16 protein-coding genes are annotated in these 16415 nt (G+C 43.0%); 10 read left to right on the top strand and 6 right to left on the bottom strand.

The window, feature by feature from the left end:
• Positions 1-261: 261 nt before the first annotated feature.
• On the bottom strand, positions 262-1740 hold the full coding sequence (locus tag H9649_RS09920) for an S-layer homology domain-containing protein (RefSeq protein WP_191694602.1): 1479 nt from the start codon (positions 1738-1740) through the stop codon (positions 262-264).
• A 179-nt stretch (positions 1741-1919) separates the two neighbouring features.
• Here H9649_RS09920 and H9649_RS09925 point away from each other — a divergent pair, with 179 nt between their 5' ends.
• The 5 genes from H9649_RS09925 to H9649_RS09945 all read left to right on the top strand — a co-directional run bounded on the left by H9649_RS09925 (position 1920) and on the right by H9649_RS09945 (position 5529).
• Positions 1920-2444, top strand: coding sequence for an RNA polymerase sigma factor (locus H9649_RS09925; RefSeq protein WP_225229805.1), 525 nt, complete (start codon positions 1920-1922; stop codon positions 2442-2444).
• A gap of 13 nt (positions 2445-2457) precedes the next feature.
• The gene (locus H9649_RS09930; RefSeq protein WP_191694603.1) at positions 2458-3408 is read left to right on the top strand and encodes a hypothetical protein; all 951 of its coding nucleotides are present in this window, start codon (positions 2458-2460) and stop codon (positions 3406-3408) included.
• 352 nt (positions 3409-3760) lie between these two features.
• Entirely contained in the window at positions 3761-4012 is a 252-nt protein-coding gene (locus tag H9649_RS09935) for a DUF3953 domain-containing protein (protein ID WP_191694604.1), read from the top strand.
• Between the two features lie 134 nt (positions 4013-4146).
• Positions 4147-4701 (top strand): hypothetical protein, encoded by a 555-nt coding sequence (locus H9649_RS09940; RefSeq protein WP_191694605.1) that lies wholly within the window; start codon positions 4147-4149, stop codon positions 4699-4701.
• Between the two features lie 210 nt (positions 4702-4911).
• Positions 4912-5529, top strand: a complete 618-nt coding sequence (locus H9649_RS09945) for a hypothetical protein (protein WP_191694606.1) — start codon at positions 4912-4914, stop codon at positions 5527-5529.
• Positions 5530-5658: 129 nt separating this feature from the next.
• Here H9649_RS09945 and H9649_RS09950 read toward each other — a convergent pair whose 3' ends face one another.
• Genes H9649_RS09950 through H9649_RS09960 form a run of 3 tightly spaced genes read right to left on the bottom strand, consistent with a single transcriptional unit; the run spans position 5659 to position 8858 of the window.
• Positions 5659-6387: a hypothetical protein gene (locus tag H9649_RS09950; protein WP_191694607.1), complete on the bottom strand. Its 729-nt coding sequence runs from the start codon at positions 6385-6387 to the stop codon at positions 5659-5661.
• Positions 6384-7598, bottom strand: coding sequence for a hypothetical protein (locus tag H9649_RS09955; protein ID WP_191694608.1), 1215 nt, complete (start codon positions 7596-7598; stop codon positions 6384-6386). The genes H9649_RS09950 and H9649_RS09955 overlap by 4 nt, the downstream gene beginning before the upstream one ends.
• A 21-nt stretch (positions 7599-7619) precedes the next feature.
• On the bottom strand, positions 7620-8858 hold the full coding sequence (locus tag H9649_RS09960; protein WP_191694609.1) for a hypothetical protein: 1239 nt from the start codon (positions 8856-8858) through the stop codon (positions 7620-7622).
• Positions 8859-9151: 293 nt separating this feature from the next.
• Here H9649_RS09960 and H9649_RS09965 point away from each other — a divergent pair, with 293 nt between their 5' ends.
• The 4 genes from H9649_RS09965 (at position 9152) to H9649_RS09980 (ending at position 12160) form a co-directional block, all read left to right on the top strand.
• Positions 9152-10735, top strand: coding sequence for an aminotransferase class V-fold PLP-dependent enzyme (locus tag H9649_RS09965; protein ID WP_191694610.1), 1584 nt, complete (start codon positions 9152-9154; stop codon positions 10733-10735).
• Positions 10736-10987: 252 nt separating this feature from the next.
• Positions 10988-11407, top strand: coding sequence for a PH domain-containing protein (locus H9649_RS09970; RefSeq protein WP_191694611.1), 420 nt, complete (start codon positions 10988-10990; stop codon positions 11405-11407).
• A 13-nt stretch (positions 11408-11420) separates the two neighbouring features.
• Entirely contained in the window at positions 11421-11663 is a 243-nt protein-coding gene (locus H9649_RS09975; protein WP_191694612.1) for a hypothetical protein, read from the top strand.
• Positions 11664-11677: 14 nt separating this feature from the next.
• Complete coding sequence (locus H9649_RS09980; RefSeq protein WP_191694613.1) at positions 11678-12160, top strand: nucleoside deaminase; 483 nt, start codon at positions 11678-11680, stop codon at positions 12158-12160.
• Positions 12161-12335: 175 nt separating this feature from the next.
• Here H9649_RS09980 and H9649_RS09985 read toward each other — a convergent pair whose 3' ends face one another.
• Entirely contained in the window at positions 12336-13286 is a 951-nt protein-coding gene (locus H9649_RS09985) for a hypothetical protein (protein ID WP_191694614.1), read from the bottom strand.
• A 196-nt stretch (positions 13287-13482) separates the two neighbouring features.
• The gene (gene gltS, locus H9649_RS09990; RefSeq protein WP_191694615.1) at positions 13483-14670 is read right to left on the bottom strand and encodes a sodium/glutamate symporter; all 1188 of its coding nucleotides are present in this window, start codon (positions 14668-14670) and stop codon (positions 13483-13485) included.
• A 189-nt stretch (positions 14671-14859) separates the two neighbouring features.
• Here gltS and H9649_RS09995 point away from each other — a divergent pair, with 189 nt between their 5' ends.
• Positions 14860-16335: a YcdB/YcdC domain-containing protein gene (locus H9649_RS09995; RefSeq protein WP_191694616.1), complete on the top strand. Its 1476-nt coding sequence runs from the start codon at positions 14860-14862 to the stop codon at positions 16333-16335.
• The last annotated feature ends 80 nt before the right edge of the window (positions 16336-16415 follow it).

Here is a 16415-nt window from a genome sequence, read left to right on the forward strand (position 1 = left end):
TAAGCCTCCTAGTTTTACTTCATTGTTTTGTAAAGTGACCACTAGATTGTATGATTGTCCCTATGAGAAAAGAATCAAAATCTTAAAATTCAAGATGCTTTTTAGGTACCTGTGCAAGACATAATTCAGTATATTCACTACAATTGCATAAGTAGTCAAGAGAAAACCTATGAAACTGTCTTTCTTGTGTTTGTATTGTATTTTTATTCAAGATAGCTGAATTATCATGAATGTTTCTTGCACAGGTACCGATTTTAAAATTCAATCAAAAACCATATCATCTTCCTCACTGCTCATCGCACTGACATGCAGATAAGGTCCCAGCTGGCTGACCTTCACCGTGATTCCGTAATAGATCCGATGACTGCCCGGTGCCACCTTGCTATCCGGGAAGTCGATAAAGAATTCGCCCGGTTTCTTCGGTGTAATGCGGAACACATTCGATCCCGGATCTCTCGTCACTGTCGCAATCTGCTCACTTCCTTTTGGCAACACATGCTTACCAAGTAGAGCGCCTTCCCATATTGTCACCACTTCATCGGGTTTGATTTGTGTGATGTAGGTTTGATAATGAAACTTGTCATCCTGTTCACTGGACAGGATATGATAGCGTATTTCCTCGCCGTCCGTATACGTTACTGTCGCAATGAATTCCCCGGCTTGATCCATTTGGATGACGTTGCAGCTTTGGAGTGTTAAATTATCGCAGCGTGTAAATTCCACGTTTTCATTCACCATTTTTCCGTCTGCTGTAGCAAGCGTAATGGAGGAAGCGCCGATAAACCTTTCGTTCTGTTCAAGTTGTTCATATTGTTTCCACAGCTGAACAGGTGTAGAGAAAATCTCATCAGTCTCATCAAATGAAATTGCCCATTCCCCATTCACTAGTGCAACGTGTACATTCATTTTTCTATAGTTTTTATCAGATGAATTTTCTTGTGAGGCGCCTGAAAAAGTGAGCGTCCCAGTTCCTTCTTTCTTCGGAACAATATGAATCCTTGTCTGTAAATTGACCTGGCTTGGCAGTTCACTGTCTGCCACAATATCGAATACATCCGAGTTTGTCTTACTGACGTCATTGAATCGTTTCCATTTATAGTCTTTTGCGTGCAACGTCAGAATTCCGGTTTTCACTTCTTCAGACGCCTTCAATAATTTGGCCGCCTGACCTCTCGTAATAGGAGCATTCGGGCTATATGTTTCAGGGGAAGTACCCGTCGTAAGGCCGAGTTGGTACAGACTGTAAATGCCGTCCCGATGCCCATTTTTATACGCGACATCTTTGAATCCGTAATCAGGATCACGATACAGCGGCAACTCAAATGCTTTAATTATAATAGAAGCCATTTGTGCTCGCGTAATGGAGTCATTCGGTCCAAAACGCCCGTCGCCGTAGCCGTTTATGACGCCTTTTTCCGCTAATACGGCAATCGCCTCGAAGGATCCGTTTGCCGTAGAGACATCCTTGAACTTCGGATCTTTCACTTTCGACGTATCAAGCTTTGTCATCTTCACAATAATCGCCGCTGCTTGTCCCCGGGTAATGGAATCGCCAGGTCTGAATGTTCCGTCCGTATATCCGCCAATCACATTGCGTGCCGCCAGCTCATTGACCGCTTCCGCAAAGTGCTTCGATGGCGGGACATCAGGAAATACCTGTGTGTTTGCCGCCATGCTCGTTACAGACATGCTGCATGCGAGTAACATTGCGCCACATACAGAAAATAGTTTATGCTTCATATTTTTCATCCTCCCAATTATCTTGTAAAGTACCTTACAGACGCAGAATAACAGAAAAAGTTTCAAAGTTTCAGAAAAATATTTGAATATGGAACTTCTTCAATTTATCTTAGATAAGTAGAGCCAAATCGCTGAACGCCCCGTCTAATCAATGAAGATGCAATCTTGGAGGTGATCGTTTGTCGGAACTGATGAAAAAAGCACAAAAGGGAAATGAGCAGTCGTTTTTGCAATTATTCCAGCCTTTTGAAGAGGATATTTACAGGATGGCTTTCCTGTATGTGAAAAATCCGAGTGATGCACTGGATGTCGTGCAAGAGACGGCCTACCGTTCATTCAAGAATATAAAGAGTGTAAAAGAAGCAGCGTATTTTAAAACATGGCTACTTCGGATTGCTATCAACTGTTCGCTTGATGTGTTGCGAGCGAATAAAAAAAACGTCCAACTGTATGAGGGGACGGAAGGGGATATTCCTAATGTAATACAGGAAGATATCGACCTCAGGGTGACAATGGACGGCTTGATGAACGGGTTGAATGAAAGCGAGAAAAGTGTTGTCATGCTGAAATATTATGAAGGGCTGACATTCAAAGAGATTGGCGAGACATTGGATATTCCTTTAGGAACAGCAAAAACGATTCTGTACCGCGCACTGGAAAACCTCCGTGCGGAGATGGAAGGGGATGAGCGATATGGACAATAAGGTGAAACATGAAATGAACAAAATTGACATACCTGCGGAATTGAGTGATCGAAGTAAACGGGGTGTTACACGAGCCGGTTTAGAAATGAAGAAGAGCAGAAAACGATTGAATTTGACAGGTATCAGTATCGCAGCAGCCTTGTTCCTCTCCTTTGGTGCATTCCTGCTAATCGGCTCTTCGTATTTGAATGAAGCGGGCGGGGGACAGGGAGCTATCGGTAATAAAAGCGGTGAAATCTTCATTCCAGCCATCAAGCTGCCAAAAGGAAATACGGAGAACATGGACATGGTCGGGTTGATTGTCTATAAAGGAAAAGTGTATACGCAGACAAATACGAAAATCAAGCCGGCATTCGCTAAAACGCTTGTGGGAGAGAAAATCGGTGTGACGAAAGGAAATATTGACGAATGGAGCAGCAGGAAAGCGTATGGGGAAGAGCTGGCGTCGACGATTCCACGCGGAGTGGATGTCTATACGGTAGTCGGTTATGATTCTGATTTCAGGATCATGATTTATATCGAGCACGACGGTGAAACGCATTCAGAATTCTATGAAAACCTGAACGGCATCACGATCAGCAGCGGAGCGGATCTGTTCGGTCAATTGAACATGATTGGCAACGTGTCCACTGCATACTGGAGAACGCGTGATGAATGGTATAACAGCATTGAAAATTTCAAGCCCGTCACCGATACGACTGTGCTGAACGCCTTTGTAGCGGAATTGAATAACGTGAAACCGAAATTGCGTAAGCACAATCAGGAAGCACTGGACGAACTGCGTAACAGCGAAAGCGCCAAGGAACTGACGATACATCTGGAAGACGGCACGACTGTCGAACTGGAGATTCTGGGGGACGGATATATCCTGTATGGCGCAATGGATGTCTATTTTGAAATGGACGAGGCTGTTTTTGCTGATATGTGGGATTTGCTTCAGGTTAGCGAAAGTGGTAACGCGTGATTGTGGGAGTGCGGGTACATCGAATTATACGATGTACCCGTTTATCTATTAAATCCAGTGTTACGGTCATTTACAAGTGTCCGTCGCTGTCTACATTCGCCGTTACAGTCATATAGAAATTGTGTAAGTGGATTGGCATGTTTGCCCGTGACCTGCCTTTTACGGGAGGAAAGCTGTATTTACTGTTTGGTTTCTAATTACAAACGGGGAAAATATGGCTTTTTCTACAGCAAGTGGGCTACAATAGCACAAAAGAAACGAATCGAAAGCGCGTCGTTTTGTAGGTCATGAGCAGCCTGCGTTGTCGTAGGAGGGCTTTTCGTATACTGTTTCGGGATATGGAGGGATTTCCATGACAAAGTTTGATCTGATCTTTTATCCATTAGTCGTCATAGCTGCAGCCTACTTGATTTTTTCCCAACGCTATGAATTTACCATTTATTTTATGATTCTTTTAGGATTTGTTTCCCTGACGACAGGCATCCGTGATATCCGTAAAGATGACCAGGATACGAGTGCATATATGCGTATCATCCTGTTCGGCATCCTACTGGCCTACTTCCTGTTTTTATGGTTTGGTGGCGCATTCGATCAGGGATTCTGATACGGGCATACTCTACATCTTATAATTGGATGTATATCAGAAAGCGTATGGTGTGGAGGAAGTGGATGCTGAGAAAGTTCATTATTATCAGTTGCTGGATGAATTCTTTTAACCAAACTTTCAGGGGGATTGACATGATATTCGCCGTTTATGGCTCGTTTATGCTCGCTTTTATGCTTTATCTCGTTATCCGGTTCGTCCAGGTGTTAGTGAAAATGAGGAAACCTGTTGTGTTCCCGGTGACGAAAGAAGAGTGGGAAGGTGTCCAAATGATACCGCAGAAGCCGCTCGGGTCGCCGACTATCTCGGGACAGAAGATGGCTGTCTGGTTCAATAGCTTATTCATTTTGTTTTTGAGTATAGGTACCATAGTAGAAATCGCCATGTTGAAACGAAATTTATTAACACTTTTCGTGCTCGTTCCAGTACTTTTGAATTTACCAAAACTATGGAATCTGTTTGTTGTACAGGAAGATGGGATACTATGTGGCTCGCGGTTCGTACATTGGCACAAGATACAGTCCTATCAGTTCATCCCAATCGATATTCATCACCGATTTTATGGCCATTCAACTGAATTGAATAAGGGCTACGAGTTGATGATCCAGACGAAGCTCTCTGCGGTGAGCTGTCTTGTGACAACAGAAGCCGTGAAAGAAAAGCTTGCAGAGATGCTGGATGAACATTAGGTACCTGTGCAAGAGACTATTCAGTAAATACACTACAATTGCATAAAAAGTACATGTTGAATGCTGTATCGTTTGTTGTAGTGTATTTTTATTCAATTGGATTGAATTATCATGAATGTTTCTTGCACAGGTACCTTAAACGTTAGAGGGTTTCACAGTATTATGTCGAATACGTTATTAACCTAATTTAAACATCAGGAGGCGTATAGGATGAATCAAGAAGTATTAAGAAAATCTGCCGTCAGAATACCGGATCTTCGGAAAAAGGAATTGCTTTCAAAACTGACAAGTGCGGAACAACAGGAATTGGATAGATTGAGAAAAATTGAGTTGGAAAGGTACCCTAATCGCTCGACTGAGCAATATGCCGATAAAGTCAGGCTAATGGCGATAAGAAATTTTACAGTTGTAGACGCGACAGCGAAAGAATCATTCTTTAAAAAAATGTTCAAGCAGGAAAATCCTAAAGAGTATCGGCTGCATTTTACAAATGAAGAAGATGATGTAGCGGAGTACATGTTACCTTACACGGTCGGCCTTGACATCCGTCAATGGATGGACGACGCGGGGCTTGCGCTTGATTGGCCGAAAATGCTCCCGGTAGATGATGGTATGTGTTATACAGATCCGCTGGAAGACGACGACAAACAGTGGTTTGAAAATTTTCCTGATCCTTCCTGGTGTGCGGCTAAATTACACGATGTAAAAAGCGTTGATGAAAATGCGGGACAAGAAGCGGCACAAGTGATCGATTGGATGCGGACACATTGGGGAAATGGTTATCAAATTTATGCAGACATCGATCCTTGGGAAGAGGATGACTTATAATTGAGGTCATGAAAGACAGGCACTCCACAAAGGGGAAGCACTGTCTTTCATTCGGTTTCTATTTAATGATGAGTGAAGTCGTGTTATATGGTAAATGAGTATCCATTCTTCTTATACAGTTAACTTGAGCTAGTCATCCCCATCCGCTTCACTTGTCCTTTCGAAGTAAACTATCGAAACTCTTGACACGCGTACCTTTTGGCCTTCTTTCAGTTCAACGAGGCTTTTAGAGTACGTCAATCCGCCTGCAGTCAATTCGAAGAGACGGGGTTCCTCTCCTTGTTCGAAGATCTGAACAAAGCCATATCCATTCGGGGTACTGATTGTATACTCTCCTGGTTCAATATCCAACCCGACATCCCATATGCCTGCGGTCAACTCTGTAGATAGCGCTGTCTTTACTGGTTCGATCGTTGCTATGTCGTAGCCTCCGTCCAGTACGACGCTGAACGTTGAATCGATGTCAGCAGTCAAAGTAGGCACCCCGACTTTTTCCCCTACAAGTTCCTGAACGAGCAAGTTACCATTTTCATCATAAATAAAAATATTCCCTGTAGGATGTCCTGTTAGTACATACCTTCCAGTCTCAAGCGATAGCTTTACTCCGCTTTTTGAACTTACCGGACCATACTTTCTTTTTGCTCCTTTATTGCTTCGATCTACTGTCGTGAAAATGGCAGGGTGAACCGGTCCGATAATGTCATCTCGTGTCGTTCCGCTGATTTCATAGTTGTCGGCATACGCGTTGCTTATCTCCTGATTCGTTCCTTGTAAATTATGACAACCAGACAAAAGGAACATGGAACCAAAAATTCCGATTACGGCACTTTTGGCATTGAAGCGATTTCTATTGTTCATCCTGCTTCACCCAGCCTTTCATCTGATTTTTGTGTAATATGTCCACTTTTTTTCCTGTAAATTAGCTTGTTTCTACCGTATAAAATGGAGATGACAAGCAAGTTAAGGATGACGAGCCAACTATATGCATGCTTGAAATCAAGATTATCAATACCATATTCCTGCGCTGCATCGCCACTTAGAACAGCTCCGATGTCGATGAATTTCAGTGGATAGAGCCAATTGGTCTCCACTCCTATAGCTAAAAGAAGCTGCGGGGAAAGTAATATTAATAAGATGATGACAATTGAAGCGTACAAATTCTTCGTCACATGATTAAGTAAAAGGAATGCGAGCAACAGTAACAGAGCTATTAAAGCAAATGCTACGACCATGTATATTAAATAGCGCACCACGGATACTGCGATGAAATCCGCATCCTGATAAATGAGTACAGGAGCTCTGAAATCTCCCCACCCCGTTTTTCGCGCAACATAATAAATACCAATCCCTATACTTGCACACATAAAAAGCATGAGCTGCACAAAATGGACGCCAACCTTACTAATAGTTTTCCGCATGAATGAAATAGGAAAACCTTTCAAGAGGGAAGGGTGTTGTTGATCATGTATAAGCATGCTGCTGCCCATGAGCAATACAAGCAAGCAAAACAGTGTTCCGCTTAGTAGATTCAATGCGACCTGTATGTAATTATTCGCTTTGAATGGATCTTGGACGAGAGGAATTTCATGCTCTATGTGATATCGGTAGAGTGCATTTTCTTTTAGTATTTCATTAACAGGCATAATATGATCCCGTTGAATCCCTTTATTTCCTCTTCGATGCAAATCAAGACGTAATTCGTTCAGCTGGAGTCCTGCTTCAAAATACTTCTCGAAATTGGTGCCTGCGCCGAAATAGCCATCAGAATTGCCATCCGTCTTTAAGTAAAGCCTTTGCCAGTTCATCAAGCTAATTTGTTCTTTCAATATTTCACGAATTATTTTCCCTTCGTCTGTCATCCAGACGGAACCGGGAAATGTATCAAACAGGTCAATGAATTTCTCAGCTTCTGCATTCTTCTTTTCATTAATCCCAACAATGTCCGTTTGACTGTAATGCGAATAATAAATTGGGAAAAAGAGAATGAGTACAAGACCTAGCAGCCAGTTTTTCTTATTCGATAGTAATAGCTTCGCTTCAAATACTAAATAGTTCCAGAACATCCACATGTCCTTCCTCCTTTCCCACTTTTACTTTGCTAAATAGAATCGGCGCTTATTCATGAATAAAGAAACAATAAACAGGATGACCTCAATGATGAGGTAGGTAATCAAAAGAACGATAATGCCTTTTGCATAGTAAATCGTTTCCGTGTTCAGCAAAAAGTTCTTTTCCCCATCAATAATTTTCCCGAAATCAAAGTATGTCTGTGGGAACAGGCTGACGTCCTTGCCGAACAATTCCCTCGTCGATCGCGTAAAATAAAGCCGTTCTGAGAACAAAATCAGACTGCCAATAAAGAGTACAACCCATTCATTCTTAAAAAGTAATCCTAAAACGACATTCAACCTGACAAACAAGATGACGAGCAACGGCAAGACGACGAGTGTTTTCCCTAAATAGGCCGCAAGCGACATAACACTGTAATCCTCCGGTGACATCGTTTGTTGCCCGATCATAATCGGAACATTTAAATCGAAATGTCCAAATCCGAACTGAATCGTCATGATTAGCATTCCGACAACGGTGAAGACGAGAATGAACGCTGCTGAATAAAGAAATACCGATAGTGATTTCAAGTTCAACTGGCGGTACCAGGATAGGGGCAATCCTTGAAGTACTGACTGATGCTTTCGATCTCTCGAAAGAATGTCACTGCTGAAATAAATGACGCAAAATAAAAGCATGTACATCCCGTAGTTTTGAAGGAAATTTTGCAATGATTGCAACCCAGTCTTCTCATACATCAACCCAAATGTAATCGGGTGATCTTTACTGAGGTAATCCTCATATTTCATCATCGTTTGTTGGTATGCATGCTCCCGGTCTTTAATAGGGAACGGGGCGGTTTGGAATAAAAAACGATCCTCTAAATATTCGTTCGGATTACTTTGTAAATAAAACGTTCGTAATTGGAGCATGCGCTCAAAGTTTCGATCATCAAAAGATTCCAACATAGCTGAGTACAAATCATGTTCGTAGGAAAGCTTTGCATACACAGGATTTCCTACTTGAAGAAATGTTTTAATGCGTTGCATATTAAAAACAAGTCCTGTATTTCCGATACTTTCCCTTAAATCCATCTGTTCATCCAAATACGCTAAATGCTCCACCGTCTCCTTTTTATTGAAGCCTTCCTTCGTATTTGCATACGGCCATAAGATTAAACAAAAGCTGAACAATAAAAAGGCAACAAAGAAAACGAAAGGAATAGACCGTCTGCTTCTTGCTGTAATTAGAAATTCATGTTTTAAATAATTCCAATTCATCAAAGCGACCCTCTTTTATATATATATTATGATTCATTCACCATTTCTAAATATTCAATCGTATTCTACTATACTTGAACAAATTTGAAAGTTCAATAGAGTTTAGGTACCTGTGCAAGAGACTATTCAGTAAATACACTACAATTGCATAAAAATTAAACGTTTACTGCATCTTCGTGGTTTTAGTGTATGTTAATTCAATTTGATTGAATTATCATGAATGTTTCTTGCACAGGTACCTTTACTAGTTATAAACTAGATAAAACAGCTTACGAAGGAAGGAAGCAACAATAATGGCTTACTATTACAGACTCGCGATGTTGCCGCAGGATGAAGAGCGAATTCATCAGCTGAATTATAAAACGTTTGTGGAGGAGATTCCGCAGCATGCGCCAAATGAGGACGGGATGATGGTAGACCGATTCCACGCGGAAAATACATATGTGCTTTGCATGAAGGAGGAAGAGTTGGTCGGGATGATTGCATTGCGGTCTGTGCGTCCGTTTTCACTCGACGAAAAGATCGGTCCGATTGAAGACCACTTGGCGAATCTGCCGAATTATCCCGTCGAAATCCGATTGCTTGCAGTCGATCCGGCGCATCGTACAGGCCGTGCCTTTTTCGGTATGATGCAAGCCCTTGTGAACTGGTGCTTGAAAGCTGGATTTGATGCGGCTGTGATATCAGGTACAGTGCGGGAGTTAAAGTTGTACCGGAAGATGGGATACGTTCAGTTTGCTGAACCGGTCGGGACGGAAGAAGCGAAGTATGTGCCGATGATCATGACAATGGATACGTACGAACAAGGGGCAGCGGGGCGCATGAATCTACCAATGGTGAATCTGCTACCGGGACCTGTATCGATTGCCCATAATGTACGGCAGGCGATGATGAAAGAACCGCTATCCCACCGGTCGCCCGTCTATGCACGGTTGTTGAAATCGGTGACTGCACAGTTGCGGGAACTGACTGGCGCGAACCATGTCCAACTGTTGCAAGGAACGGGAACACTTGCAAATGATGCGGTGGCGGCTCAGTTGTCGAGAGTAAGTGGTAGAGGGCTCATACTAGTTAACGGTGAGTTTGGGCAACGTCTGACTGATCATGCGCAACGATTTGGTTTGTCGTTTGATTGCCTGGAAAAAGAATGGGGCGAGTCGTTTAGTCTGGATGAAGTGGAAAGACTGCTTCGTTTAGGGGGATACGATTGGATTTGGTTAACCCATCTTGAAACGTCGACAGGAGTAGTGAATGATCTGGCTGGAATTACCGCACTTTGTCATGCACACGGTATCCGGGTGGCCGTCGACTGTGCAAGTTCACTTGGCATAATTCCAGTGGATTTGACTAAGGTCGACTTCGCTTCTTCAGTGAGTGGAAAAGGGCTTGCAAGTTATGCTGGATTTGCGCTTGTGTTCCATATAGATGCGTTGGAACCGGATGATGCGTTGCCGCGTTATTTGGATATTGGGCTCTATGCGAGCAAGGCTGGTATCCCGTTTACGCAATCGTCTAATTTGCTGGCAGCAATGCATGTTGCGCTCGGGAATTTATTGAACCAAACAAAAGAACATCTGGAACACATTGCAGCGAGTGCGAATCGTATTCGCAAAGGAATCCGTGAGCTGGATTATGCGCTACTCACTTCGGAAGAAGCTACGAAGTCAAGCGTCATTACTCTCGTGCTTCCGGAAGGAGATTCCTCTAAACGGCTCGGCGATGATCTGTTTGTAAACGGCTTCCGTGTCCATTATGAAAGTAAGTATTTAGTGGAACGGAATTGGCTGCAGATTGCGGTGATGGAACCTTTGGAAGATGCGGAAGTGGAGCGTTTGCTTGAGGTTTTGAAGTTGCTGAAAGTTCATCGTCCGTATTAGAAGGAATCCAATCATAGGTACCTGTGCAAGAGACTATTCAGTAAATACACTACAATTGCATGAAAATTAAGCTTTTAATACATCTACGAAGGTGTCTTAGTATTTTTATTCAATTTATCTGAATTAACGTGAATGTTTCTTGCACAGGTACCTTTATTATTAAACGAAACCTTTAGCTAGTCGAGTCGTATAGTAGTTATCGTTTTTAATTCGAAAATTCATTCCTTTATTCATCGAAAGAGGTGGGGCATTATGTATTTCCCGTCTAAAAAAGATACATGGCTGGCAATGCTCGTCTGGGGATTTGTGCTGTTCGGTATGGCTGCTTACATTTTTGGGGGAGAACCGGTCGGTGTGGTAGGGATTGTTATCACTACTATTATAGTCGGTTTTCTATTGTGGATGTGGTTCGGCACCGGTTATAGAGTGGAGGACGGGTTGATTATCATCATATCCGGTCCATTCAAGAGTAAGGTGAAGATTGCGGACATCAGGAAGCTGACGGCGACAAAGAACCCGCTTTCTGCACCGGCCCTGTCGATCAATCGGATTGAGATTTTGTACGGTACTTATGGGATGTCGCTTGTCTCACCGAAGGACAGGGAGTTGTTCATAAGCTTGCTACTAGAAGAAAATCAGACTATCCAAGTCGATGAGGCTTTGTATAAGTAAAGGGGTGTTGGACATGCAGTACGCATACAAAGAGAAGGCAAAGAAGAACGGGACAGCCGTGTCCGTCCGTGACACATGGAACAATGCGTTGCTGGAAGCGGAAGTGAAGGATGGCCAAATAAAGCTTGTGACGTATGTGGGGACTGATAAGACGACGCATTTCACTATGCCCACGGAGTTGTTTGAGAGGATGTACCAGGATTTAATAGGGTATAACGATGTTACAATCACACACAAATCGGGCAGAGAAGAGTAAGGAGGAATGTTCTAATGGTAAACGAAACAGATATGAAACATTTACAACGTTGCGTAGAACTAGCGGAAAAAGCGCTGGAGCAAGGGAATGCACCATTCGGTTCGGTGCTCGTTTCTGCTGACGGTGAAGTACTGTTTGAAGATCATAACCGGGACGGCGACGGTGATCAGACGCAACATCCTGAATTTGCAATCGCACGCTGGGCAGCGCAGCATCTACCGCCTGACGAGCGGCAAGAAGCGACGGTTTACACATCCGGCGAGCATTGTCCGATGTGTTCTGCGGCTCATGGCTTCGCCGGTTTAGGACGCATCGTCTACGCCAGTTCGTCCAAACAGCTTGCCCAGTGGAATGAAAAGATGGGTGTCGGCCCCTCAGCCGTAAAATCATATCCCATCGAAGACATCATCCGTCATGCGCGTGTGGATGGCCCCGTACCAGAACTTGCAGACAATGTGCACGCCTTGCATCGCAGGTTTCATTCAAAGGACAAATGAATGAGCAACAGCGACCAATCATGTGAATGAAATAGGCCAGATCCAACTGCATTTTCCAGCTAACGGGAAACGCGTGGATCTGGCCTGTTTTTTTCGTTGGACACCTGTGTTAGGGACTCTTCAATCATGTTGCTTGCATTGGTAGTCGTCCATTTCTGACAGGAGTCTTTAGTTTTTACGCTTTCTTCTTTCTACCACCAGTCCAATACGCCCATCCGACAAATACAGTGACCGCAATAATGACCATGTAAACGAATGCCTCTGCTGTCAATACTGCGTAATAGATATCCCATATGGAAGTGCCGGGCACAAATATATCATATGGATTCGCATTGCGATATGTAATCGGTAGAATATCGCCAATGTTGTACTGTTGATACGTATGGTTTGTGACGTCTTTGATTACTCGGATGTGATTGCCTGCATGATCTAGGAAGGAAATAGTCAGTTCGTAAGAGGAGTCTTCATGTCTTCGATAGGTCACATAAGAATTTGTATCTACAATCATGGCGTGCTTCTCCGTTTTTCCGAACGGCCATAATTTACGCACTGTGTTTATGGCAGCCGGGGTAAGAAAGAGTAAGAAAATGAAAATGACACTCCATGCAATCCGCCAGCCGCTCCGTTCCACTTGCTCTCTGCTTTTGTTGCGCTTTTTCCGTTTGCGTTTCTTCTTGCGTTTAGAAGGTGTCTTCTTTTCAAGGCGTTCAATGCCTGGTATGGAAAAGACGAAAGCGACGAGGCAACAAAAAGCGATGAAGCCTAGAATGATAATACCGAAGAAGTAAAAAAGGCTGTCGTAGAAAATATCACGGATTGTTGAAAAGTCCGCCGAATGTGCCGAGTACCCCTCCACCCGATCACCAACTGATATAGCATTTAGTTGTTTTTTTGAAACACGATGCAAGTAAGGGGATTCTTTCCCATTCGGCAACAGTACTCGCACATGATAGGCAGGTGGCTTGAATAAACTTTTTGTTCCTGTCTTCTCAGTAACGATTCCCGACGCAGGTTCCATAGAAAGTAAATCGTACTCCTCTATGTAGGATGAAATTAAAGCCCATGTGAAAAGACTGAACAACAAGCTGATAACCGCAAGCCCTATTGTTTCTTTTATGTTCGCCAATTTATCCCCTCCCGATTTTAAGGTGCCTGTGCAAAACACGATTCAGACAATACAAGACAATTGAATAGTTATTCATTAGCGAGTCTGCTGCATTAACTTTTGTTTGAACAATTTGTATAATGATGCGAGTTGTTTGAATTATCATGAATGTTTCTTGCACAGGTACCTCTCAAAGAGGCACCTCTCTCCATTTATCTTACGGTGCTAATATGTTAATTGTTGTAATGATGATAGGTGCACTGAAAATTACATCCATAAGAAACGCGCCGACGATCGGGACGACGAGGAATGCTGTGCGGGACGGTCCGAATTTATTGACAGTTGCGCCCATGTTCGCCATCGCATTTGGTGTTGCACCGAGACCGTGTCCGAGGAAACCGGCAACCATGACGGCTGCGTCGTAGTCTTTACCAAGTGCGCGGAACATGACAAATATAGCAAAAGCAACGATGAATGCGACTTGGAACACGATGATGCCGACAAGTGGAAGCGCAAGGCCAGCAACTTCCCACAGCTTGATGCTCATAAGTGCCATGGACAGGAAAATGGCGAGTGAGACATCACCTATCAGGTTAATTTCTTTCATATTCACAGTTCCAGGAAGGAAACGGTCGACGATGTTACGGAGTAGAACTGCAACGAACATGGCGCCAATGTATGCAGGTAGGACAAAACCGGTTGCTTCAGTGAACAGATCACCGAGCATCGTTCCACCTGCCATAGATAACGTGATCATCGTCACTTGAATCATGAATGAATGTTGCCCAATTGGCTTTTCGTCTTGTTCTACATATTCTTCAACTGCACCTTCTTTAGGCTTTAAATTATACTTTCCGATTAAATGACGTGCGATGGGGCCGCCTGAAAGACTACCGAAAATGAGTCCAAGGGTAGCTGCAGCCATCCCGATTGTTACTGCGGATGTAATGCCGAGATCCTCGATTGTTTGTCCATATGCTGCTGCTCCGCCATGTCCTCCACTCATTGATACGGCCCCGCTCATGACGCCGAGCAAAGGCTCGATGTTAAAAACCTTCGCGAGAGAGACGCCAATGACGTTTTGCATGAAAACGGTTACACCGCACAGTAATAAATAGATGACAAGCAGTTTACCGCCTAATTTGATGAGTTTAAAACTCGCTCCAAGTCCGACTGTCGTGAAAAATGCAATCATGAACAGTGACTGTAAGGATGTATCGAGTGAGATTTCTACGATGCCTGTTGTTTGAAGAATGAGCGCACCGATTGCAAAGATGAGACCGCCGACGACCGGCGCAGGAATAAGGAATCGATCTAATATTCCAATTCGGTTGACGAGTGCCATGCCGAGTAAATAAAGAGCTGTCGCTAAGAATAAAGTGGTTATCTGGTTGAATTCTATCATGTGTGTTCACCTTTCCTTTTTAAAAAGCACCTGTTTCTGTTTGGTCTATTCCCTAAAACAGAGCAGTTTACCCTTCATAATTATTACGTTTTTACTATTTCGTGATGGTGCATCATTTAAACTCTAATACGTTTATAGTGTATAGTCGAATTATGAAACTATAATCATCACCCGCAGGAGTTGAATTATATGAAACCGAATTTAACAACACTAAACACTTTAACAGATTTTCTGACTGAACGAGTAGTTTTTGTCGAAAATAAAGAGGAAGAACTATTTGAAGGGAAAAGTTATGAAATCATCGATGTGGAATCAAATGAGTTAATTGCTGCGTGCACACTTGGTGAGGACGATCAATTACTTAATTTTTATTATGTAAATGAACCTGAACCGGGTAATGTAACGCTTGAAGAAATGCCTACCATTGCGGAGAAATTCATAGAAGCCTTTTATCCAAACAGCTTAGAAACTTATCGATTACAGGCAGTCATTGATTTAGATGAAATCTGTATCGTTGAATACGCATTACATGAAGAGGTATATGGGCTTTATTTACCAGGGACAGGTTTCTCAATCACGATTTCCACAGATGGTCGCGTTCTTCAATTCACTTTTTCTGTCGATCAAATAGACATTCGATATCCATCTCACGTTATTTCCGCGGATGAAGCGAAGAGGAAGTATGCTGAGCTCATCGACTTGGAGTTGGTCATTCAAAAAATCGATACAGATATTTATGTCAATGGAGATGATTCCTATCGTCTCGTTTATAAAGTGAAAGAGGCAGCGATGGAAGTGCCTGCTTCAGGGGAACAGCCGGATACCGTTTCAGAAAGCAATGTGTATGAACGTGTGCAAATGGATGTTGTGCCGGAAGCCTCTCTTCATGAACTCATAGGCATTACGGACAATCATTTGAAAATTGGCGAGCATATGAAGGATGGCATCCGAACGGAAAAGTGGCAGCACGATTCACTTGAAATGGCCGAGAACGTTGACCTTTCTGAAGCCTATAGTGAACGGATGATTACAATTCAAGTCGATTCCAAGACAGAGAAAATTGTAGCGGTCTCCAATGTTGAAGGATGGAAAGCGAGACAGAATCCGCTCGCAGATGACTTGCTAAAGCAACGTGCGCTCGATTTTCTTTGTAAGCTATTTCCACAAGCGCAAACTCATTTTATGATGGAAGTGGAAGAACAGTTTGAAGACTGGCAGGACGAAATCGGGGAGGAAGAAGAGGAAGAAGCGTGTGGGTACGTTTTACATGACGACGAAATAGATGAAGTGGAAGAGGAGGATTCTAAAGCATTCTTCTTCCAATACCATGTCGGAAATATTCCAGTTGAAGAGTGCGTAACCGTCATTCAAGTCGGTCTCTATTCAGGTCATATTATTAGTGCTTCCATTGAGCCGATCAATGAAGAATTGTTCGTCTTAATCAATACAAAACCGACGCTTTCAAAACAACAGGCACTAGAGCAACTGTTGCAAAAGTTGCAGATGGAACTTGCCATGGCAAGAGAATTTGATGAAGAGGGAAAGTCCCATTATTTAGTAACGTATTTGCCTTCCTATCCAGAGACAGTAGGGCATATTCATATGATAGATGCCGAGCACGGTAAAACCTATTTCGTAGACGTAGGAAATACAATCTTTTATTAAGGTACCTGTGTAAGGCGCAATTCAGTTTATTAACTACAATTGCATATGATAATTGGAGGAAGCTTTTTAAATGAATGTTG

It is taken from the genome of Sporosarcina quadrami (genome assembly GCF_014836615.1).
In the GTDB taxonomy this organism is placed as follows: domain Bacteria; phylum Bacillota; class Bacilli; order Bacillales_A; family Planococcaceae; genus Sporosarcina; species Sporosarcina quadrami.